Annotated in this window: 14 protein-coding genes and 1 pseudogene; 10 read left to right on the top strand and 5 right to left on the bottom strand. The window is 51.9% G+C overall.

What is annotated here, in order from left to right:
* Positions 1–73: 73 nt before the first annotated feature.
* The 5 genes from hisS (at position 74) to AC6I8L_RS14340 (ending at position 7,734) form a co-directional block, all read left to right on the top strand.
* Positions 74–1,348 carry a histidine--tRNA ligase gene (gene hisS, locus AC6I8L_RS14360; protein ID WP_058959137.1) on the top strand — a complete coding sequence of 425 codons (1,275 nt, stop codon included), beginning with the start codon at positions 74–76 and terminating at the stop codon, positions 1,346–1,348.
* A gap of 39 nt (positions 1,349–1,387) precedes the next feature.
* Positions 1,388–2,005, top strand: a complete 618-nt coding sequence (locus tag AC6I8L_RS14355; protein ID WP_058959136.1) for a YfgM family protein — start codon at positions 1,388–1,390, stop codon at positions 2,003–2,005.
* A gap of 19 nt (positions 2,006–2,024) precedes the next feature.
* The gene (gene bamB, locus AC6I8L_RS14350) at positions 2,025–3,206 is read left to right on the top strand and encodes an outer membrane protein assembly factor BamB (protein WP_034825677.1); all 1,182 of its coding nucleotides are present in this window, start codon (positions 2,025–2,027) and stop codon (positions 3,204–3,206) included.
* Positions 3,207–3,383: 177 nt separating this feature from the next.
* Positions 3,384–4,877: a ribosome biogenesis GTPase Der gene (gene der, locus AC6I8L_RS14345; RefSeq protein ID WP_034825679.1), complete on the top strand. Its 1,494-nt coding sequence runs from the start codon at positions 3,384–3,386 to the stop codon at positions 4,875–4,877.
* Between the two features lie 418 nt (positions 4,878–5,295).
* Positions 5,296–7,734: a glucose/quinate/shikimate family membrane-bound PQQ-dependent dehydrogenase gene (locus tag AC6I8L_RS14340; protein WP_058959135.1), complete on the top strand. Its 2,439-nt coding sequence runs from the start codon at positions 5,296–5,298 to the stop codon at positions 7,732–7,734.
* Between the two features lie 88 nt (positions 7,735–7,822).
* Here the strand turns inward: AC6I8L_RS14340 and AC6I8L_RS14335 are convergent, their stop codons facing one another.
* From AC6I8L_RS14335 to xseA, 4 genes are all read right to left on the bottom strand, one after another.
* Positions 7,823–8,005: a con-10 family general stress protein gene (locus AC6I8L_RS14335; protein WP_045814915.1), complete on the bottom strand. Its 183-nt coding sequence runs from the start codon at positions 8,003–8,005 to the stop codon at positions 7,823–7,825.
* A gap of 105 nt (positions 8,006–8,110) precedes the next feature.
* A complete protein-coding gene (locus AC6I8L_RS14330; protein ID WP_034825682.1) occupies positions 8,111–8,437 on the bottom strand; it encodes a protealysin inhibitor emfourin in 327 nt (108 codons plus the stop codon).
* The gene (locus AC6I8L_RS14325) at positions 8,434–9,447 is read right to left on the bottom strand and encodes a M4 family metallopeptidase (protein WP_058959134.1); all 1,014 of its coding nucleotides are present in this window, start codon (positions 9,445–9,447) and stop codon (positions 8,434–8,436) included. Before AC6I8L_RS14325 ends, AC6I8L_RS14330 begins: the two co-directional genes overlap by 4 nt.
* Before the next feature lie 47 nt (positions 9,448–9,494).
* Positions 9,495–10,868, bottom strand: coding sequence for an exodeoxyribonuclease VII large subunit (xseA, locus tag AC6I8L_RS14320; RefSeq protein WP_058959133.1), 1,374 nt, complete (start codon positions 10,866–10,868; stop codon positions 9,495–9,497).
* A gap of 169 nt (positions 10,869–11,037) precedes the next feature.
* On the opposite strand from xseA, the gene guaB reads away from it, so the two are divergent.
* The 5 genes and pseudogenes from guaB to AC6I8L_RS14295 all read left to right on the top strand — a co-directional run bounded on the left by guaB (position 11,038) and on the right by AC6I8L_RS14295 (position 18,287).
* Complete coding sequence (gene guaB / locus AC6I8L_RS14315) at positions 11,038–12,504, top strand: IMP dehydrogenase (protein ID WP_058959132.1); 1,467 nt, start codon at positions 11,038–11,040, stop codon at positions 12,502–12,504.
* A gap of 72 nt (positions 12,505–12,576) precedes the next feature.
* Positions 12,577–14,157, top strand: a complete 1,581-nt coding sequence (gene guaA / locus AC6I8L_RS14310; protein WP_058959131.1) for a glutamine-hydrolyzing GMP synthase — start codon at positions 12,577–12,579, stop codon at positions 14,155–14,157.
* Between the two features lie 306 nt (positions 14,158–14,463).
* Positions 14,464–14,940 (top strand): annotated as a pseudogene (locus AC6I8L_RS14305) (tyrosine-type recombinase/integrase); the annotation flags it as partial.
* Positions 14,941–15,287: 347 nt separating this feature from the next.
* Positions 15,288–16,538 (top strand): DUF4297 family anti-phage-associated protein, encoded by a 1,251-nt coding sequence (locus AC6I8L_RS14300; protein ID WP_058959130.1) that lies wholly within the window; start codon positions 15,288–15,290, stop codon positions 16,536–16,538.
* A 9-nt stretch (positions 16,539–16,547) separates the two neighbouring features.
* Entirely contained in the window at positions 16,548–18,287 is a 1,740-nt protein-coding gene (locus tag AC6I8L_RS14295) for an ATP-binding protein (RefSeq protein WP_498013935.1), read from the top strand.
* Between the two features lie 664 nt (positions 18,288–18,951).
* Here the strand turns inward: AC6I8L_RS14295 and AC6I8L_RS14290 are convergent.
* Positions 18,952–22,797 carry an SIR2 family protein gene (locus tag AC6I8L_RS14290; RefSeq protein ID WP_082678087.1) on the bottom strand — a complete coding sequence of 1,282 codons (3,846 nt, stop codon included), beginning with the start codon at positions 22,795–22,797 and terminating at the stop codon, positions 18,952–18,954.
* Positions 22,798–23,114: the final 317 nt, after the last annotated feature.

Here is a 23,114-nt window from a genome sequence, read left to right as displayed (position 1 = left end):
GATTGAACCTGTGCGGTTTCATCCTCATAAGGTATGATGCCGGACAGGTTTTTTTGTATTAAGAGATTCTAACGTGGCGAAGAATATTCAAGCGATCCGTGGGATGAACGACTACCTGCCGGCGGATACTGCGATTTGGCAGCGTATTGAGGGCACCCTGAAGCAGGTGCTGGCCAGTTATGGCTTTAGTGAAATCCGTTTGCCGATTGTAGAGCAGACCCCGCTGTTTAAACGCGCTATCGGTGAAGTCACCGATGTGGTTGAAAAGGAGATGTATACCTTTGACGACCGCAACGGTGAAAGCCTGACCCTGCGTCCGGAAGGCACCGCGGGCTGCGTGCGCGCCGGTATTGAGCATGGTCTGCTGTACAATCAGGAACAGCGTCTGTGGTACATCGGTCCGATGTTCCGCTACGAACGTCCGCAGAAAGGTCGTTACCGCCAGTTCCATCAGATTGGTGCGGAAGTGTTTGGTCTGCAAGGCCCGGACATTGACGCCGAACTGATTATGATGACCGCGCGCTGGTGGAAAGCGTTAGGTATCGCTGAACACGTGAGTCTCGAACTCAACTCTATCGGCTCACTGGAAGCGCGCGCGAACTACCGCGACGCACTGGTGGCCTTCCTTGAGCAGCACAAAGACAAACTGGATGAAGATTGCAAACGTCGTATGTACAGCAATCCGCTGCGCGTACTCGACAGCAAAAACGCGGACATCCAGTTGTTGCTGAACGATGCGCCGACGCTGAATGAATATCTCGATGAAGACTCACGCGCGCACTTCGACGGGCTGTGCAGCCTGCTGGATGACGCGGGTATCGCTTACACCGTGAACCAGCGTCTGGTGCGTGGCCTCGATTATTACAACCGCACCGTGTTTGAGTGGGTGACCAACAGCTTAGGTTCACAGGGCACCGTGTGTGCCGGTGGACGCTACGATGGTCTGGTTGAACAGCTGGGTGGTCGCGCTACGCCAGCGGTCGGTTTTGCCATGGGTCTTGAGCGTTTGGTATTGCTGGTCCAGGCGGTTAATCCAGAATTTGAACCGACGCGCATTGTTGATGTCTATGTTATCGCTTCGGGGCAGGGCGTTCAGTCCGCTGCGATGCAATTGGCGGAAAAACTGCGTGATGCAGATCCGGCGCTGAAGCTGATGACCAACTTCGGTGGTGGTAACTTCAAGAAGCAGTTTGGCCGTGCAGACAAGTGGGGCGCACGCATTGCGCTGGTGCTGGGCGAAGACGAAGTGAAAGCGGGCCAGGTCGTGATTAAAAACCTGAGCACAGGCGATCAACAAACCGTTGCCCAAAGCGAAGCCGCTGCGACATTGCGCACGCTGCTGCAGTAAACGCAGCACTGCAACAGCCATTTAAAGGAGAGGGATTGCGTGGAAGTTTACAGCAACGAAAACGAACAGGTTGACGCACTGCGTCAGTTCTTTGCGAACAACGGCAAAGCGCTGGCTGCGGGTGTGATCATCGGCATTGCTGCACTGGGTGGCTGGCGTTTCTGGACCAGTCATCAGGATAGTGCGGATAAAGCTGCGTCGGCACAGTATCAACAACTGACCACTGCGATGCAGGCGGATAAGCCGCAAACGCTGGAAGCGGTTGCCGCCTTTGCCAATGAAAATAACAACACTTATGGCGCACTGGCTTCGCTCGATTTAGCGAAACAGTACGTTGAAGCAAATCAGTTAGATAAAGCCATTACGCTGCTTCAGAGCGGGCTGAAAGATACCAAAGATGCCAACCTGCAGGCGGTGATTAACCTGCGTCTGGCGCGCATTCAACTGCAGCAAAATCAGGCCGATGCCGCACTTTCAACTCTTAACAATGTTAAGGGGGATGGCTGGACAGCCATTATTGCGGACATTCGTGGCGAAGCACTGCTGAGCAAAGGCGACAAGCAGGGCGCACGTGATGCCTGGAGCAAAGGTGCTGAATCGCAGGCCTCTCCTGCGTTGAAGCAAATGCTGCAGATGAAGATGAATAACTTAAGTTAAGCCAGTCAAGAGAGCGCACATGGAATTACGTAAATACCTGCTGCCAGGGCTGATTTCAGTCACTCTGCTCAGCGGTTGCTCGCTGTTCAGCGGCGAAGAAGATGTAGTAAAAATGGCTCCGCTGCCGAAAGTGGAAAACCAGTTTACGCCACAGACTGCCTGGAGCACCTCGGTGGGTGATGGCGTTGGCGATTTCTATTCCAATCTGCATCCAGCCTGGCAGGACGGTACCGTCTATGCGGCCGACCGCTTTGGCGTAGTGAAAGCCCTGGATGCCAGCAACGGTAAAGAGAAATGGAAAGTCGATCTCTCTGAGAAAACCGGTTTCTTCTCGAAAAACATCTCAGCTCTTCTCTCTGGCGGCATTACCGCTACCAGCGATCGCATTTATATCGGCAGCGAGCGCGGTCAGGTCTTTGCACTGAACAATAGCGATGGCAGCATCGCCTGGCAGACGAAAGTCGCCGGTGAAGCGATGTCGCGTCCAGTTGTGAGTGATGGCCTGGTACTGATCCACACCAGCAACGGTATGTTGCAGGGGCTGGACCAGAGTACTGGCGCGATCAAGTGGAGCGTCAACCTCGATATGCCTGCGCTGTCACTGCGCGGTGAATCTGCGCCGACTGTGGCATTCGGTGGTGCGATTGTCGGTGGTGACAATGGCCGCGTGAGTGCAGTGATCATGAACCAGGGGCAGTTGATTTGGCAGCAGCGTATTTCGCAGCCAAGTGGCGCCACAGAGATTGATCGTCTGAGCGATGTGGATACGACGCCGGTTGTGGTTAACGGTGTGATCTATGCGCTGGCTTACAACGGTAATCTGACCGCGCTGGAACTGCGTTCAGGCCAGATTCTGTGGAAACGCGAAATCGGCGGCGTGAAAGACATGGTGGTTGATGCGGGTCGTATTTACCTGGTCGATCAGGATGACCGCGTTATTGCGCTTAATGCCGACGGTGGCGTGGCCATCTGGCGCCAGAGCGATCTGCTGCATCGCAACCTGACTTCACCAGTGCTGTTTAACGGTTATCTGGTGGTTGGCGATAGCGAAGGTTATGTGCACTGGATTAACACCCTTGACGGGCGCTTTGTTGCGCAGCAGAAACTGGACAGCGATGGCTTCCAGACTGACCCGGTGGTTGCCGGTGACAAGCTGCTGATCCAGGCGAAGGGCGGCGAAGTTTACGCCATCACTCGTTAAGATTGGGCTTTGCAGGAACCGGCTTCCTGCTCGCTAATACGGCTCCTGATTCGTCAGGGGCCGTTTCGTTTTTAGTCAGGCATGGTATTCTTAGCGCCTTCAGCCTGACGCCTTCTGGCAAATGTCGTTATAATCACGCCATTCGGGCGATTTATTTTTAAAACTGAGGCAAGTGTTATGGTACCTGTGGTCGCGCTGGTTGGGCGTCCCAATGTGGGAAAATCTACGCTATTTAACCGCTTAACGCGCACTCGTGATGCGCTGGTAGCGGATTTTCCTGGACTGACTCGCGATCGCAAATATGGTCGCGCCGAAGTGGAAGGGCGCGAATTCATTGTTATTGATACCGGCGGTATTGATGGCACCGAGGAAGGCGTCGAAAACCGCATGGCAGAACAATCGCTGCTGGCGATTGAAGAAGCGGATGTGGTGCTGTTCCTGGTGGATGCGCGTGCGGGTGTGATGCCGGCCGATCAACAGATCGCCAATCACCTACGTTCGCGCGAAAAAGCCACCTTCCTGGTCGCGAACAAAACTGACGGTCTCGATCCTGATGCTGCCGTGCTGGATTTCTATGCGCTGGGCTTGGGTGACATTCATCCGATTGCGGCCTCGCACGGTCGCGGTGTGAACAACCTGCTTGAAGCTGCGTTGCTGCCATGGATGGAAGAAGCCGTTCCAGAAGTGGAGTTGACGGAAGAAGAAGAAAACGCCGCTTACTGGGCCGCGTTAGAAGAAGAAGAGGACGAGAAGGCGTTGGCGGAAGAGGAAGAAGAAAACTTCGACCCGACCACCTTGCCGATCAAGCTGGCTATCGTTGGCCGTCCTAACGTCGGCAAGTCAACGCTGACTAACCGCATCCTGGGTGAAGACCGCGTTGTGGTCTTCGATATGCCGGGCACCACGCGTGACAGCATCTACATTCCAATGGAGCGTGATGAGCGCGAGTATGTGTTGATTGATACCGCCGGTGTGCGTAAACGCGGAAAAATCACCGAAACTGTAGAAAAATTCTCTGTCATCAAAACGCTGCAGGCCATTGAAGATGCCAACGTGGTGATGCTGGTGATTGATGCACGTGAAGGCATTTCCGATCAGGATCTGTCACTGCTCGGCTTTATCCTGAACAGCGGTCGCTCATTGGTGATCGTGGTCAACAAGTGGGATGGCATGACGCAGGAAGCGCGTGACGAAGTGAAAGAGATGCTGGACTTCCGTCTGGGCTTTATCGATTTCGCGCGCATTCACTTTATCTCGGCGCTGCACGGCAGTGGCGTAGGTAACCTGTTCGAATCCGTGACCGAAGCTTACGACTGCTCAACCAAACGTGTCGGCACCGCGATGCTGACGCGCATCATGACCATGGCTTCTGACGACCATCAGCCGCCGCTGGTGCGTGGTCGCCGCGTGAAGCTGAAGTATGCCCATGCTGGTGGTTATAACCCGCCGATCGTGGTGATTCACGGTAATCAGGTGAAGGATCTGCCAGATTCCTACAAACGTTACCTGATGAACTACTTCCGTCGCTCACTCAACGTGATGGGCACACCGATTCGCATTCAGTTTAAAGAAGGCGACAACCCGTACGCGGGCAAACGTAACCTGCTGACACCGACGCAGCAGCGCAAACGCCAGCGACTGATGTCGCATCTGAAAAAGAATAAGCGTTAAAGTGATGAGGGCCCAAACGGGCCCTTTTTTTCGCCCTGATGCCGCGCGATAAGCTCATCATCCCTGACATATCGCCTTAACATCAAAAATTACACTTTGATTCAGCCTCATATTTATTAATAACTTATGACTGGTTTTGTAGCAAAAATGCTATTGCCCAGTAACTCCTTCGTTATGGATGTTCACTTTCTAATGAACCAGGTGGTACAATCCTGCCGCCTTGTAGCGAGAATCACTCTCACCTGCGATGTGTCCTTGCTCACAAGCGCCGAATTACGGGCATTGCACCCGTACCAATAGATATAAAATAAAGCGTAACGGTTTGGTTCCTGTACCCCCATCGTTGGCAGGAGCATTGCTACTGGCTACAGCTTGTTAGCCGGCACCAGCGCGTTATTTTTTCAGGAGAGTTTTTGTTATGGCAGAAAATTCCGCTCGTCCCTGCAAAGGGTTGAGTATCTGGTCTGTATTGTTCGGGCTGGTCCTGCTGGCTGTCGGTCTGTTCTTCGCGATCGGCGGTGGCAAGTTGGTCGCTCTGGGCGGCAGCTGGTACTTCCTCATTTCCGGTATTGTGATGTTGCTGTCGGCGGTTCAGTTCTTCCGTCGCAAATCATCCGCCGTGACCTTATTCATTCTGGTCTTCGTTGGCACCCTGATTTGGGCGCTGTTTGATGCGGGCTTCCACTTCTGGCAGCTGGTTTCACGCCTGATGGTGCCTGCAGGCCTGATGCTGCTGGCGTTCCTGACCTGGCCAGCGCTGCGTAAGCGTGAAGGCAAAAGCTCTCTGGCGAAAGTTTCCTATGTCCTTTCAGCGGTCATCGCTGTTGGCATGGTGGCAACTTTCGTGCAGATGTTCCAGCCGCACCCAACCGTCGCGTTCGACGGCAAACAGCTGCCGCTGATTCCGGTCGACAAGTCTAAGCCACAGCAGGACTGGAGCAGCTACGGCCGTACACCTGAAGGTGACCGTTTTGCGGCGATCGACCAGATCACCCGTGATAACGTCAAAGACCTGCAGGTTGCATGGACCTTCCACACTGGCGATACCCCGATCAGCCCAACCGGTAACGGCGCGGAAGATCAGGAAACGCCATTGCAGGTTGGCAACACCCTGTACCTTTGCACCCCGCACAACAACGTGATTGCGGTTGCAGCGGATACCGGCAAGCAGATCTGGAAGCGTGAAATCAACGCCCAGGCAGAAGTGTGGAACCGCTGCCGTGGTCTGGCGTACTTCGATGCGACCAAACCTGTACAGCAGCCAAGTCAGCCGGGCTCAACACCGGTTCCTGCGCCAGTGCTGGCGGCAGGTGATACCTGTCAGCGTCGCATTCTGATGAACACCATCGATGCGCGTCTTATCGCCATCAATGCTGACAACGGTGAATTCTGTGAAGACTTCGGCGACCACGGTGTGGTTGACCTGAAAAAAGGTCTGGGTAAAGCGCCCGATCCACAGTATCAGCTGACGTCTGCACCACAGCTGGCCGGCACCACCGTAGTGGTGGGTGGTCGTGTGGCGGATAACGTCCAGACCGATATGCCAGGCGGCGTACTGCGCGGCTTTGACGTTATCACCGGTCAGATGCGTTGGGCGTTTGACCCAGGTAACGATGACCCGAATGCCATCCTGATGCCGGGCAAAGACTACACCCGTAGTACCCCGAACTCATGGGCACCGATGTCATACGACCCGGCGATGAACACTGTGTTCCTGCCAATGGGTAGCTCGTCTGTGGATCTGTGGGGTGCGAATCGTACCAAACTGGATCACACCTACGGCGCATCAATTCTGGCGCTGGATGCGACTACCGGTAAGCAAAAATGGGTTTATCAGACCGTACATAACGATCTGTGGGACTTCGACCTGCCAATGCAGCCAAGCCTGGTGGACTTCCCGATGAAGGATGGCACCACCAAGCCTGCGGTAGTGATCGGTGCTAAAACCGGCATGATCTGGGTGCTGGATCGCCTGACCGGCAAGCCTTTAACGAAAGTTGAAGAGCAGCCGATGCCACAGGGTCACATCCCGAATGAGCAGTACACCAAAACGCAGCCGCACTCAGTTGAAATGCCAAACATCGGCAACCAGAAGCTGACCGAGTCTGACATGTGGGGCGCGACGCCGTTCGACCAATTGGTGTGCCGTATTGCCTTTAAAGGCATGCGTTACGATGGCCTGTTCACCGTACCAGATACCGATAAGTCACTTAGCTTCCCAGGTTCACTGGGTGGTATGAACTGGGGCAGCATCTCGTTCGACCCGAACAACCAGTACATGTTCGTTAACGACATGCGTCTGGGCCTGTGGGTGCAGATGATTCCTCAGGACACCAGCAAAGATGCAGCCAGCAATGGTGGTGAAGCGATCAACACCGGCATGGGCGCCGTTCCGCTGAAAGGCACCCCTTACGCTGTTAACAAAAACCGCTTCATGTCTCCGCTGGGCATTCCGTGCCAGGCACCACCATTCGGTACGCTGTCTGCTATCGACATGAAAACCCGTCAGATCGTATGGCAGGTGCCAGTTGGTACTGTGCAGGATACCGGTCCATTCGGTATTAAGATGCGCGCACAGATGCCAATCGGTATGCCAACGCTGGGTGGTACTTTAGCGACTCAGGGTGGCCTGGTGTTCATCGCCGGTACGCAGGATTACTATCTGCGCGCCTTCGATAGCTCAACCGGTAAAGAAGTATGGAAAGCTCGTCTGCCAGTCGGCAGCCAGGGTGGCCCAATCAGCTACGTTTCGCCGAAAAATGGCAAACAGTACATCCTGATCTCCGCAGGTGGCGCACGTCAGTCACCAGACCGTGGTGATTACGTGATTGCTTACGCGTTGCCAGACAGCAAGTAAGCCTCAGTAAGAAGAAAGGCCGACATCATGATGTCGGCCTTTTTTTATTAACCATCCGTGGCGCACTTCACTCCTTAAGGTACCTTATTCACTGCTGCTTGGAGGGGCGACGGCTTTTTTGACCTCCTTTTCTTCCAGCTTCCCTGGCTCTTTCAGGATCGTTTCTGAAATTACCCCCACTGACTTTGCCGCCAGCACTGCCGGCTTCCCTGGCGCGCTCCGGGTCCTCTGCAAAGTTCCCGGCACCACCTCGTTGCTTTTTTTGTGTCATAGCAGAGACCTCATCTAAGGGTGTTTTCTTCGACGTGGACTAGCTAGCCACATTAATGATTATAGTCAGTAAGTTACAGGTTGCCTTGGGAGATCTCCGAGTTCTTCACTGGCCGTCGCGCCAGAGAGCCTCTAATTCTGGCGATGCCACGGTTTCTGGAATTAAAATCACGATGGATCCTGCCTCTTGATGGGTGGCATAGGTGATTTGAATGCGAAAATAGCGCTGATCGCCGCTGCCAAGATTCGCCGCCTGATCTTCCGGTTCCCCTAACGGTAATGCCTGCTCCAGTACGTTACACACCCGCTGTTTTTGCGGTTCCGGCAGTTGCGCCAGGGCAAAGCGGCGCTCGCCTCGCAGATTGGGGATAAAAGCAATGCCGCCTTCACGCGCCAGTTCAATGATAGCGTCATCAGTCAGTTGAATATTCACGTTACGCCTACCTGTTGCCAGGCGGATTGAATTGCTTCCGCCACCGAGCGATTAAATCGCTTGCCGCCATGCTCGACGGTAAAGCGGGCAAAGGTGCTGAAATCGGCATCCTGCGGCAGTGTCTTGTCACAGAGGGTGTCGTACCAGGCGTGGCCCGCTAACTCCCAGGCAAAGCCGCCTAACGCTTTAGCGGCGAGATAAAACGCACGGTTAGGAATGCCAGAATTGAGATGGACACCGCCATTGTCATCGCGGGTTTCGATGTAATGATCCATATCCGCCGGTTGCGGGTCCTTACCGAGTTTCGGATCATCGTAAGCCGTGCCTGGTTCGGACATGGATCGCAGTCCACGGCCTTTAATCCCGGATGCTAACAAGCCCTCACCAATCAACCAGTCAGCCTGATCGGCCGTTTGCTGCAGGTGGAACTGCTTAACCAGCGAGCCGAACACATCAGACATCGATTCATTCAATGCACCAGACTGCTGGAAATAAACCAGCCCGGCCTCGTTCTCGGTCACGCCGTGGGTGAGTTCATGCGCGACCACATCAAGCGCAATGGTAAAGCGGTTAAAAATCTCGCCATCGCCGTCACCAAACACCATCTGCTGACCGTTCCAGAAGGCGTTCTGATACTCCTTGCCGTAATGCACGGTGCCATCCAGCTTCAGGCCATGGTTATCCAGTGAGTTGCGCTTGAAGATTTGCCAGTAGAAATCGTAGGTGATGCCGAGATAATTCCAGGCCTCCTCGGCTGCGACATCACCATTGCCCGGCTGGCCTTCATCGCGGATTAAGGTGCCGGGTAGATTCTGTGTGTTCTCCGCATCAAAGATGGCACGCAACACGCTGCCAGGCTGTGCGGTGGCCGCGCTGGCCGCTTTATGATTGTGTTCAGCCATCAGTTGCTGAACATGGGTGAGGGTGCGGCGAGCAGACTCCTGCGGCGCACCCGAGCAGTGATCAATGATGTTGCGAAGAATATACGGAGGAATAACGCTGTAGGTCATAGTAACTCCTGGCCGTGAGGGAACATGCCAGAAGTATAGTTTTTCAGCTAGGAGCGTGCTTTGCGGCTGCGTGATTTCTGCGGCTCAAGGGCGGTCACCTGGCTTTCCACCCAGCCATCATCCAGACGGGTGCGCAGTAGATCGCCTTTATGCAATTGCTGGGTTTTCTTCACCAACTGGCCTTGGGTATCCGTTGTCACGCTAAAACCACGCGCCAGAGTCGCCAGCGGACTGACGCCCTCCAGTTGTGCAGCCAGATTACCAAAGCGCTGACGATTGTGATTCAGCTGCTTCTCCATGCCCTGCTGCAGGCGATACTGCCACTGCTGCATCTGCTGCTGCGCACGCAGAATGCGCCCCTGAGGCTGCTGATTGTTGAGGCGCTGTAACACGCGATCCTGCTGGCGATTAGCCACGCGCAGGCGTTGATCCATTGCCTCGCCGAGGCGACGTTGCAACTGGAACAGTGTGGTTTGCTGGCGTGCCAGACGCAGCTGTGGATGTTGCTGCTGCAAACGATGTTGTATGCGGGTAAAACGGCGTTGCTGTTCAGCAATGTAGAAATCCATCGCCATTTCCATGCGCTGCTGCTGTGACTGCAAACGGCGCAGCAGTTCGATCTGATTGCGGCTCACGATTTCTGCCGCCGCAGATGGGGTAGGGGCACGCAAATCGGCGACAAAGTCGGCGATGGTGACGTCTGTCTCGTGGCCGACGGCACTGACGATGGGCAGGCGACTGGCAAAGATAGCTCTCGCCACACGCTCATCGTTAAAGCTCCATAAATCTTCCAGCGAACCGCCACCACGGCCGACGATCAGCACGTCACACTCATCACGCTGGTTCGCCAGTTCAATGGCACGCACGATGGCTGCCGGTGCATCTACACCTTGCACCGGCGTGGGATAGATAATTACCGGCAACGACGGATCGCGGCGATGCAGCACGCGCAGCACATCATGCAGCGCGGCGCCGGTGGCGGAGGTGATGACGCCAACCTGGCGCGCCGGATCGGGCAGCGGCTGTTTAATCTGCTGATCGAACAGCCCTTCGGCCGCCAGTCGCGCTTTCAATTGCTCAAACTGCTGCTGCAACAGACCTTCACCCGCCGGATGCATACTTTCGATAATCAACTGATAGTCGCCACGCGGCTCATACAGCGTAATGCTGGCGCGCACTAAAACCTGCTGACCATGCTGTGGTCGGAAGGTGACACGACGGTTGCTGTTACGGAACATCGCGCAGCGAACTTGTGCAACATCATCCTTTAAGGTGAAGTACCAGTGGCCGGAAGAGGGCTGGCTAAAATTCGAAATCTCAGCGCTGAGCCACACCAGGCCCATCTCATTTTCCAGCAGTTGGCGCACCGTGGTATTCAGGCGGCTGACAGTAAAAATATTGGCGGTTGGCGGTAGCGACATGTGATGTAGATCAAATTTTAAATCAGAGGGTTAATCAACCGATACTACATTGCTCACCCGAAGGATCAAGACTTTTTCCTAAAAAACACTGGAGGCAATCGATTTCGGCCTGTATAATGCCGCGGCAATATTTTATCTGTTTTAATCGCCCCCAGGTGGAGATATTGCAATGCTAAGAATCATTAAAGAAGCCCTCACTTTTGACGACGTTCTGCTCGTTCCAGCTCACTCCACTGTCTTACCGAACACCGCTGAACTCAGCACCCAACTGACGAAAAACATCCGTTTGAACATCCCTATGCTGTCTGCTGCCATGGACACCGTGACCGAAGCCGGTCTGGCAATTGCACTGGCGCAGGAAGGTGGTCTGGGCTTTATCCACAAAAACATGTCGATTGAGCGCCAGGCGGATGAAGTTCGCAAAGTGAAAAAACACGAAAGTGGCGTGGTGACCGATCCGCAAACTGTTCTGCCAACCACGACGCTGGCGGCAGTGCAAGAGCTGACCGAGCGCAACGGCTTTGCGGGTTATCCGGTTGTGAACACCGACAACGAACTGGTCGGTATCATCACCGGTCGTGACGTGCGTTTTGTGACTGACCTGAGCCTGCCAGTTTCCGCTGTGATGACGCCGAAAGAGCGTCTGGTCACCGTTAAAGAGGGTGAAGCGCGCGACATCGTACTGCAGAAAATGCACGAAAAACGTGTTGAGAAAGCGCTGGTTGTGGATGACAGCTTCCACCTGCTGGGCATGATTACCGTTAAAGATTTCCAGAAAGCAGAGCGTAAACCTAACGCCTGTAAAGATGCGGAAGGCCGTCTGCGTGTGGGTGCTGCGGTTGGTGCGGGCGCCGGTAACGAAGAGCGTGTTGACGCGCTGGTTGCTGCGGGCGTTGACGTTCTGCTGATCGACTCTTCTCACGGTCACTCTGAAGGCGTTTTGCAACGTATCCGTGAAACCCGTGCGAAGTATCCAGACCTGGACATCATCGGTGGCAACGTGGCGACCGGTGCAGGTGCATTGGCACTGGCCGAAGCGGGCGTGAGCGCGGTGAAAGTGGGTATCGGCCCTGGTTCAATCTGCACCACGCGTATCGTGACTGGCGTAGGTGTACCACAGATCACCGCTGTTTCTGATGCGGTTGCTGCGCTGGAAGGCACCGGTATCCCGGTTGTGGCTGATGGTGGTATCCGTTTCTCAGGTGACATCGCCAAAGCGATCGCCGCAGGCGCGGCCGCTGTGATGGTCGGTTCTATGCTGGCGGGTACTGAAGAATCTCCAGGCGAAATCGAGCTGTATCAGGGCCGTTCGTTCAAATCTTACCGTGGTATGGGTTCACTGGGCGCGATGTCTAAAGGCTCATCTGACCGTTACTTCCAGACCGATAACGCGGCTGACAAACTGGTGCCAGAAGGTATCGAAGGCCGCGTCGCTTATAAAGGCCGTCTGAAAGAGATCGTGCACCAGCAAATGGGCGGTCTGCGCTCTTGCATGGGCCTGACCGGTTGCCCAACCATCAACGATCTGCGTACTAAAGCCGAGTTCGTGCGCATCAGTGGCGCAGGTATCAACGAAAGCCACGTGCATGATGTGACCATCACCAAAGAGTCACCGAACTACCGCATGGGTTCATAATCCCGTAAGATTCAACGCCCGGCACCTGCCGGGCGCTTTTATTATTAAGTCCATCCCAATGGAAACGCCTCAATGACGACTGAAAATATTCATAAACATCGCATTTTGATCCTCGATTTTGGTTCTCAGTATACGCAGCTGGTCGCGCGCCGCGTGCGTGAGCTGGGCGTCTACTGCGAACTCTGGGCGTGGGATGTCACCGAAGAGCAGATTCGTAGCTTCAATCCGAACGGCATCATCCTGTCAGGTGGCCCGGAAAGCACCACTGAGCTGAACAGCCCACGTGCACCAGAATACGTGTTCAATGCTGGCGTACCGGTGCTGGGCGTGTGCTACGGCATGCAGACCATGGCAATGCAGCTGGGCGGCAAGGTTGAAGGCTCCAACGAGCGTGAGTTCGGATATGCGCAGGTTGAAGTGCTGACCCAGAGCGCGCTGGTCCGTGACATCGAAGATGCCATCAGCGCAGCCGGCAAACCGTTGCTGGACGTGTGGATGAGCCACGGTGACAAAGTGACCGCTATCCCGGCTGGCTTTGAAACCGTTGCCAGCACCGAAACCTGTCCGTTTGCCATCATGGCCAACGAAGATAAGAAATTCTACGGCGTGCAGTTCCACCCAGAAGTGACGCATACCCGTCAGGGCCTGCGCATGCTGGAGCGTTTCATCCGTGATATCTGCGGCTGTGAAGCACTGTGGACGCCAGCCAAGATCATCGAAGATGCGGTTGAGCGTATTCGTGAGCAGGTTGGCGAAGATAAAGTGATCCTTGGCCTGTCAGGTGGTGTGGATTCCTCTGTCACCGCGATGCTGCTGCACCGCGCTATCGGCGATCGTCTGACCTGTGTGTTTGTGGACAACGGCCTGCTGCGTCTGAACGAAGCCGAGCAGGTGATGGACATGTTTGGCGATCACTTCGGTCTGAATATCGTTCACGTTGCCGCTGAACACCGTTTCCTCGATGCACTGGCGGGCGAGAATGATCCCGAAGCCAAACGTAAGATCATCGGCCGCGTGTTTGTTGAAGTGTTCGACGAAGAAGCGCTGAAGTTGACTGACGTGAAATGGCTGGCACAGGGCACCATCTATCCAGACGTGATCGAGTCTGCTGCTTCTGCTACCGGCAAGGCACACGTGATCAAATCGCACCACAACGTGGGCGGTCTGCCGAAAGAGATGAAGATGGGCCTGGTTGAGCCGCTGAAAGAGCTGTTCAAAGATGAAGTGCGTAAGATCGGCCTGGAACTGGGCCTGCCATACGCCATGCTGTATCGCCATCCGTTCCCGGGCCCAGGTTTGGGCGTGCGTGTACTGGGCGAAGTGAAGAAAGAGTATTGCGACCTGCTGCGTCGTGCCGATGCAATCTTCATCGAAGAACTGCATAAAGCTGACCTGTACAACAAAGTCAGCCAGGCCTTCACCGTGTTCCTGCCAGTACGCTCTGTTGGCGTAATGGGCGACGGTCGTAAATATGATTGGGTTGTTTCACTGCGTGCAGTAGAAACCATCGACTTCATGACCGCGCACTGGGCGCACCTGCCGTACGATTTCCTCGGCCGTGTTTCCAACCGCATCATCAACGAAGTGAACGGCATTTCTCGCGTGGTTTACGATATCTCTGGTAAGCCACCGGCCACGATTGAGTGGGAATAATTTCCTAACCGGAAACGTCTGGCACTAACAGGCACTAAATCATACTTAAGTCCGTGTAATTGCGGACTTTTTTTGTTTATATTCTCGTCATTTTTGGCAATGTCTGGCAACGCCAAACACAGTTTGACCGTGGCATTTTGATGGGTATGATTCATGGTTAATGCCATGGATTACGCACGATACCATGCTGAGTGTTTTAAATGGGGCATGGTATGAGGATTGTATATCTCTATGTTTTATAGGGATTAATCTCTAGTTATATAGAGGTTTTTCAGCATGGTATCAATGAAGACTATAGGTCAATGCATGCTTACAGAGACCAAGTTACGAAATCTCAAACCCAAAGAAAAACTTTACAAAGTAAATGACCGTGATGGCCTCTATGTCGCCGTCACCACCGCAGGTTCGATCTCTTTTCGCTATAACTACGCGATCAATGGTAGGCAAGAAACTATTACCTTTGGTCGCTACGGAGTTGGAGGAATCACGTTAGCAGAAGCGCGTGAACGCCTTAATGAAGCAAAGCGCATGGTTACTGATGGAAAGTCTCCTGCCAAAGAGAAAGCACGTGCTAAAGCGAGAACGAAAGATGCTGAGACCTTTGGTGCTTGGGCTTTGAAATGGCTACGTGGCTATCAGATGGCCGACTCTACTAGGGATATGCGTCGCTCAGTCTATGCCCGAGACTTAAAGGGAAAATTTGGCAATCAGAAGCTCTCCGAGATTACTCATGAAGACCTGCGAGCACTCACTGATAAAATAGTGGGGAGAGGAGCTCCAGCTGTAAACACCCCGCTTCCGCCGAAGGTGGGCTTATTCCCATAGTGCGCCAGGTGTGCGGATTCCCAAGGTGCACTGCTGCCAGAGGTTGGCGAATTTCCATGGTGCGTAATTATATGTGTCATGATCTTACCCGCAAATAGTGGGCACGGAACTAAGTGATTAAACTCCCAACCAGAGGTAATTAATCGCTACCGCACTGATCGTCTCGCCACCCTAGAAGCTCTCGGCCACAATCGACGCCTTAACGACATTCAGGCCAGTCCCGTCGGCGCAAACATGCACACTCGCACTCTTAGCTTCATCTCAACTATAATGCCAATCAAGGATTGATTCGGGGGTGGGATGGGATGCTGGAAGTCGACAAAAAACGCGAAGCAACAGCTTCAATTAGGGGCTATTTCTACCAGCTCGATGCATCGTTACTCGAAATCCTGAACGCGGGCCTGAACGAGAGCATTGTCATCGAGGGCATTGAAGACTTCGACCGATACACCGATGAAGGCGTCATTTACGGCCAGGTAAAATACTACGCGGAGCAGAATCTGACAGACTCGGTACTGCGTGATCCTCTGCATAAGCTCTTTGTTCATTTCCATGGGCTCGAAGAAGCACAGCGGGCAGGCCGAAAATACCTGCTGTACGGGCACTTTTCGGAAGTTAAGATTGATATTGGTGAGCTTTCCGTCGAGCGCTTTAAATCGGTGATGGAATACCGAAAGGAAGTGAAGGTCGCTGACGGTACAAAATCCTATGAAAAGAAGTCGTTGCTCGACGGCATGGCCGCGCCAGATGAGCTAATTGAGGTGTTCTGCAAGAGCTTCAGCATACAAATCTCGACGGAATTTTCTGAACATCGCAATCTCGTCATCGAGGCAATACGGAAAAACCAAAACGTCTCTAGGTTTGAGGCTGAAGGTTTTCACTATCCAATGGCCTTCGACTACATCGCCACACTCGCCACGAAAAAAGATCACAACGACCGCAAGGCCACCCGTCTTGATCTGCAGGAACTGCTCAAAGGTACTCAAGCTATACATAATCGTTGGCTTCTTCGGGAGAAGGATGTAAGCGAGTACGCTAAGCATATGAAAGGCCTGTACTTCTCGCTCACGAACGGCGCGGGAATCGTCCGTGCTTTCATCATTGAATGCAGTGCGGCAACCGACGATTCGGTTGTCTGCGACCAACTAAGAGCAATCGGCAATAACTGGAGTTCGGCTAAGAATCGCCGCATCCCGAATTCCGAGCGCTACGCGCCATTCATCTTGTTACGCGGCGCGGATGAAAAACTCATCATGCAAGTGAAGAACGTGCTTTTCGATACTGGAACAGTTTTCGTAGACGGTTTCCCATATCGCGGATCGCCATTCCGCATCGATCACGTTCACAGCCAGCAGACCCAAGAGCACCAGATCGAAATTCGTTTTGTTGACGACGTTGACCAGTTGCTGGAGGTCCTCAATGGGGTGGGGCGGAAGTTGTGCCATATATACGACTTCTTTCTTGAACACCCTGCAACCATAGCGCTGCCAGGTCCAAAGAGTAGGATGTATTCGATCCCCATCAGTAGCATATCCACAATCACGAAAATTATCTGAGGACGAACCATGACTGATGAAATCGCCAATGCTGAGGTTGTCGCCGTTTACCCCAACAAAGTCCGAGTGGCCGTCGATGATCTTTTGAATTTCCAAGCGGCTGGAGAGTCTCTTCGTGTTGGGTCCTTTCTCAAGGTGTCGGACAACGACAACGTTTCTCTCATTTGCATCATCGAAAGCTTTTCAATCGAGATGAAAGAGGTAAAAGTCAACGGCAGCAGTGACTACAAGCGCGTCTATATGATTGATGCGTATCCTCTCGGGACCCTTAAAGACGGAAAGTTCAATCGCGGCGGTGACGAACTCGCCATTCCGCCAAAGAAGGTCGTCCCGGCGACGAAAGCGGAAATCGCAGCCATCTATGCAGACTGCTATGCGGCTGAAGACCGCTTTTGCTTTTCGTCATTGACCAGGCAGCGTGATATCGTTGTACCTGTTCATGGCGACCGGTTTTTCAACAAACATATTGCCGTTGTCGGTGCTTCGGGATCAGGAAAATCGTCGAGTGTGTCGTCGGTTCTGCAAAGGGCTATATCAGCTAAAACAGGCGAATACCAGGGCCTTAACAACTCCCATATCCTGATATTTGATCTTCATTCCGAATATACCGCCGCGTTTCCGGGAGCAAATGTCATTACCGTCGATGATCTCGTCCTGCCATATTGGTTGCTAAACGAAGACGAGATGGAGGACATGTTTCTGGAGTCAGGTGACAATAACAATTACAACCAAGAGGCATTGCTGCGGCAGATTGTTACTATCGCAAAAAAGATCAGTAATCCTGGTGTAGAGAAGGTCAATTTTGACAGTCCACTTCCATACGAGATCAATCATGTAGCGAATGCGTTCAGAAATCTCACTAGAGAGACAAAGAACGCTGACAATTCTTTGCTGATCAAGTTTAAGGACACCACGGAAATCGAATTCCCTGACGTCGATGCCCAGATCGAACACTATTGCATGGAATTACGCGATTTCGCGACGACAAAACGTAGTGAGATTAATAAAGGGCCATATGCAGACGGGACAATCGACAAGTTCGAACGACGGGTCAGATCAAAAATCGCGAACACACGCCTAAGGTTTATTTTCGGTGAAAAGGCTAAGAACGCTTCTTTGGAGGATGTTCTTAGACAGTTCACTGGCTACAACGCGGGAGGTGAGTCGAATGTCACCATCATCGACCTTAGCGGCATCCCTTTTGAACTGCTCAGCATCACCGTTTCGCTCATCTCACGTCTAATGTTCGATTTTTGCTACTATGCCCGGCGCGTTGAAAGCAAAACCGAACAGCCATTCCTGATGGTCTATGAGGAAGCGCACAAATATGCGCCGAAGAGCGGTCTTTCCCGCTATAAGGCTTCACTGGCTGCTATCGAACGCATTGCCAAAGAAGGCCGAAAATACGGCATCAGCCTACTGATTTCGAGCCAGAGACCGTCTGAAATTTCAGAAACTATTTTTTCGCAATGCTCCAACTTCCTGGCGATGCGTCTTACTAATCCTGATGATCAAAGCTATGTCCGCCGACTATTGCCGGATACGCTTGGCAATTTGACCGAGGGAATGCCCGCGCTAGAGCAAGGGGAGGCGCTTTTGATCGGGGACGCCGTCATCATGCCGTGTGTCGTGTATGTTGAGAAATGCGACCCCGAACCCTCGTCCAGTGACGTGAAATATCTCACGCTCTGGAAAGCGGAGTGGAATAAGATCGACTTCAAAAAGCGTGCCGATAATTGGCGAGGGTGACGGGTGCTGATCAAGGATCACAGGTCCAGATTGTCGATATGGATAAATGTCCGAACCGAATTAAACAGGGATGCTTCGGGGTTTCGTCAACCCCAAACCCGCCATACCGCCAACGGCCAGGGCTGCTCATTCCGGGGCGATTGCGGAAAAACCTCAACGTCGACTTCAACCGAAACCTGCCGCTTCCCATATGATCACGAACGGCTGGTTTGTCCCCAAAGTCGTGCCATATTTACAACACCTGCCTATAGTCGTGGCGAGTCGGTGTTAGACGGCAATAGGGAGCGTCTCTAGGTCGTTAGTTCGAAGCATGGTATCAACCATGTCATTATTAACCCATTGTTTTATAAGATACTTAGAAATATTGCCTTTATTAGGCTGCAAACAATTGAGTGGGAGTGAAGTTGTATATAGTTCATTGATTTATTTATAATAATTATGAACCAATAATTATCTATAACTATCATCAACAGTATTTTTCATGGCATGCGAAAGGCATGCCATGAAAGAATTGCAGATATCATTACTAACTAAATGATGCTGGCATGTTGTCGTATAAGCGTAGCGTAGCAGCCACTCATGATGAGGCATGAGGATTTTAGTATTCGTGGGCATCAATATCGCAATCCACCTCACAGATCATGCTGGAATGTCCTGCATCACATCACCTTGCGTCCCATAGCCGCTTCAGAGAAATCAGCCTATCGTCGCTATTTAGTGCGCTGCTTGCCTCTCCAATTTGTTTCAATATCTCTTCTGTCCCATATGGCCAAGCCAGCGCGTTGTCTGGTAGAACGACATGAAGTAAAGCCAGCGCCTGTTCTGGGTACCGGTTTACTATATCGCCTCCTGATCGACGAAGTTCTGGCAGCATCAAATGGTCACGCTCAATTCTACCCAAGAACGGCAAAACCAATGCAGCTATAGTAGGAAATTCATCGCCACTAGAGAAAGCCAATTCGCAAAGGCGAGCCGACGTGTTGGGTGTTCTGGCTGAAAGTTGGCGCGGCCAAATCTGCAGCAGTTCGGGAAGCTGTGCTTTCCATTGTTCGTTTGAGTTTTCGTTTATCTCGTCAGACCATCGTTGAGCCTGCCATAGTATTCGTGATCGAAACTCGTCATCGACTTTCAAAAGTAAGCTGCGCATCTCTTCATTGGAGATACAACGCTCGCCGGTGATGTCGTCAACAGTTCCCCACCCAGCAAGGATCATACCTGCGATGATTTCACCATTTGAGCGTCGAGATGAGAGAGGGTTAACGGCGAACTGCAGAATGTGATTTTTCAACCGCATATAGAGCTCTCGATTTGGAGTTCTCGCCCTCCATAGGAAGCCCGACCATGCTGCGTCGCGGTCCTCCCTGCCGTTATCCTGAAGCACAGGCAATAAGTAATGCTCTGTCCATTTTGAATCGACAGCGAAAAACCAATCGAGATTGTGAAAAAAAATCACAATTGCATGTCTGCGCAAGTCGTTTTGAAGCGCCAACAGTTCCTCAGCCTGAACAAGCCATTCGGAAGGAATGCCTTGGTTTCGATTGAGATTCTTACTACGGGGATCATTAAAAAGCGCCTGCGCAATCTTACCAGTGGGAGAATTAATCGCTTCCATCGTCCAGTCTGGTTCCTTTGAACCTCGAATAATACCTGAACGTCCTTCATTAGGCGATTCACGAAGGACGCCAACTAGCTTCCTCAAAATGCAGTCAAAAATAGGAGAGTAGTCCTTGCTTAGCTTTGCACTGGCATCTTTTAGCCAATCGGCTGCGGGGCGGAGAATCATTGCAAGCTGCGCATTTGGATAACGAGATAGTCGTTCGGCAATCAACCAAGCTAATCTTGCCTTGTCATTATTCCGTGCCTCGGAAGTAAGGAAACTTTGCCATGCCCACACTGGAAAATCCCCCTGTTTCGCAGCATGGGTCAGCGCAGCAAAAGCGCGCACAGGGCGTTGAGCCGCGAGGCCGGAAAAAGGATCGTTCTCGACGAGGAAATCGTCTGATCGACCACTCCGTTCCTTCGCTTGCAACAGTATTAGTGAAAGGGGGGTATCTGCTAGTGCCTCATGACTGGTGTTAGTTCTTACCCATCCAGACCGACCTTCCAACGATTCAGCAGCTCTCAAACCACTATCCTCTTTCCAGTCGGGCACAGCAACATGGAGCAGCTTGGCTTGTTTACGGGTGCAGGCTGAAAGCTTACATTCTGAGTTTTGAAGCCACTGAATGCGATCTAGAATCACCCAAGCTCGTCTGCTATCGAAGGCTGCAATCTTCTCTCTCTGCCATCGCTTTGGTCCTATCAACAGCTTTTGTTCAATTAATTTGCGCGGTGCTCCACCGAGTTTCTTCCATCGCTCTGCGATGACCAGTAAAAGGTCTCGTTGATGATAACTATCCCAGAAGGCGGTATCGCTTAAAGACGATATGAATTGTCCGAATTCATTATCTGAAACAATGCTTTTTTTTCCTGATGCCCATATTCGTAGCCGAGCAAATATAGTGTCATCTTCCGTAGACCATGATAAAAATTCGCGTTTAGCGGCTGATTTATTAGTTTTAACTAGTTGTGTGAATAGCTCGGAAAATTGGATAACTAAAGCTGAAAGTCCATGCGTTCTATGATAGTTGTCGGCATCTTCAATATCATCCTTAATTAATGGAATTATACATCCAAGGGCATATCCACCAACTTCTTGTTCAAGTGCAAGAGCCAGTTCGAGATTCTGTCGTAGGGCTTTAACAAGTGCTGAACACCATTCATCAGGGACTGTAATTTTTTCGTGCGTTTCAGGGTATTTCACGTCCACCCACAGCAAGTGTTCTTCATCTTCCTGAACGATCCCTGCTACGTGCGGATTCGGTGTATTCCTGGAAGAAGGCCTTGCAGAAAAGTGAGGCCGGAGCACCTCTCCAAACCGCCTAACTATAGCGTGACTCCATCCCTCAACCTTAATGACATCTTGCAGGGTATACCACTCTTGATAAAAGTCTTCGACATGGCTCCAGGTTTCAAAAAGCAAACGCCAAGAGTTGCGAATGTTCTGACGTATTGGGTGAATGCTTCGCTCTAGCTCCCAAGAGATGAGCTGTTGAATGTTCTGATTAAGTGACGACTGATGGGATGCCCACCATACAGCGGCAGGCTGGTCGCAAACTTTTGAGAGCCATATGCCCAATTTATCTATGCGCGGAACAATACGTGGGAAGTGATTAGCCCAATGTCCGCGAAACGCAGAAAGATTTTCATCGCGGATCGCTGCTTTATCAAGATGATTAAGTTCGAAGGCATCCCACGCATTGGATGGTGTTTCTCGCTTGGCATAATTATTTTCAGGATCTGGTTTAGTCGGCAGGGGGTCTGAATCAAGGCCATATAGATCAAATGGATCAACATATGGTTCTTTGTTACTACGTGAGATTGAATTACTCGGCCTTGCGAATCGTCTGTATTTATCGAACACACAAAGCCATTCAGCAGGGGGAATAACCTCTCCCTCGCAGAACTTCTTTACGCCTTCGTAGGTCGAAATAACATGTGCCACCTGACCGCGTTCATGAGGTTGAAGTGCTGTCGGTCCTTTTTTTGATGCGTCAATAACCTTTGTGAACCAAGCGTCGGGATTTCGGGCTCGCTCAGCCCAAGCGTCAAGAGATTTCCATAATGCAGCATGTGCATCTTCCGGACTATATGGGATGGCTTCAACACCTTTGTGCCGCCATCGTGCAACGGCATCATCATGGTCGCCACTTTGGAAAGCATAAGCGTTTTCGCGGTTACCTGAGGTTTTACGCAAAGCTTCAAGAAGGTATTGAACTGGCGGATCGTCGGCGGTATAACCCACAAATACAACAACATATTTTCCAAGTATTTCACGAATGAAGGTTGTTGCCCATCCGTCGGAGAGATATGCACGACCAAATTCTGAACTTGAGAGAACAAAGCCATCATTCTCAGCAGCTGTATAGGTCGACGTTGAGCGGCCATGGAGATAAACTATTCCGTTGATCTCATTTGGTAGTGAGGGGTTTGGTAACCTCGGTGGTTGCCATACGCGAAGATTGCGCCCGCAATCATTAAACAATCTGTCGAAGTTCGTTGTGACTAATTGAACAGTGCCTTGTGGCGTTGTCGCTAAGTCTAGCAAAACCCTGTGTGCGGTTAGATCGCAATCCGCAGGTGGTTTTAATGCAGATGCAACCGCCTCCTCAATATCGCGTGAGTCAAAGTCTCTTTCTAGAAGCCCGAAGACACGGTCAGCAGATATGACGCCGGGTATGCCAACACGCTGGTCAATCTCTCTAGCTTCAAGGATTAGTCTATAGGCAGGACTATTTTGGTCGACGCCAAGCCTAGCAACAACTTGACTTGCTAAGCCAAAGAAATCAGGTAATTGAGCACGCGCTCGGGATACGCCCGCCCCGCAAAAGAAGATTACACGGCCCTGATCTCTGGCAAGAAGGAGATCATCAGGGATTGATGGGCCGTCGGCTAAAAATCTCAAATCCATTCCTCCGCACTGTACATTTATGTTTAGGCTACCAAAACATGCCTCTCAGTGGTTGAAGTTTTGGTTAGCTAATTTATTGTATTAGATCCACTAATACCCGTGTGTATGTTGTGCGTCGGACCCAACCTGAGCAACTTAATCTAAAAATAACTTAAACTGTGATCTAATTCATACCAATCGACAGCATGGTATTTTGTATGGCATTACACAATGATCTATTTTTAATTAATTGATTTTTATAAGTTAAATGCCATCATTAACAATCGAGTGGGAATAATTTCCGCTGATTGAATCGCCTATCAGGCCCGCTTAAATGC

It is taken from the genome of Type-E symbiont of Plautia stali (assembly GCF_059731115.1).
This window is presented reverse-complemented; position numbering and strand designations above follow the sequence as displayed.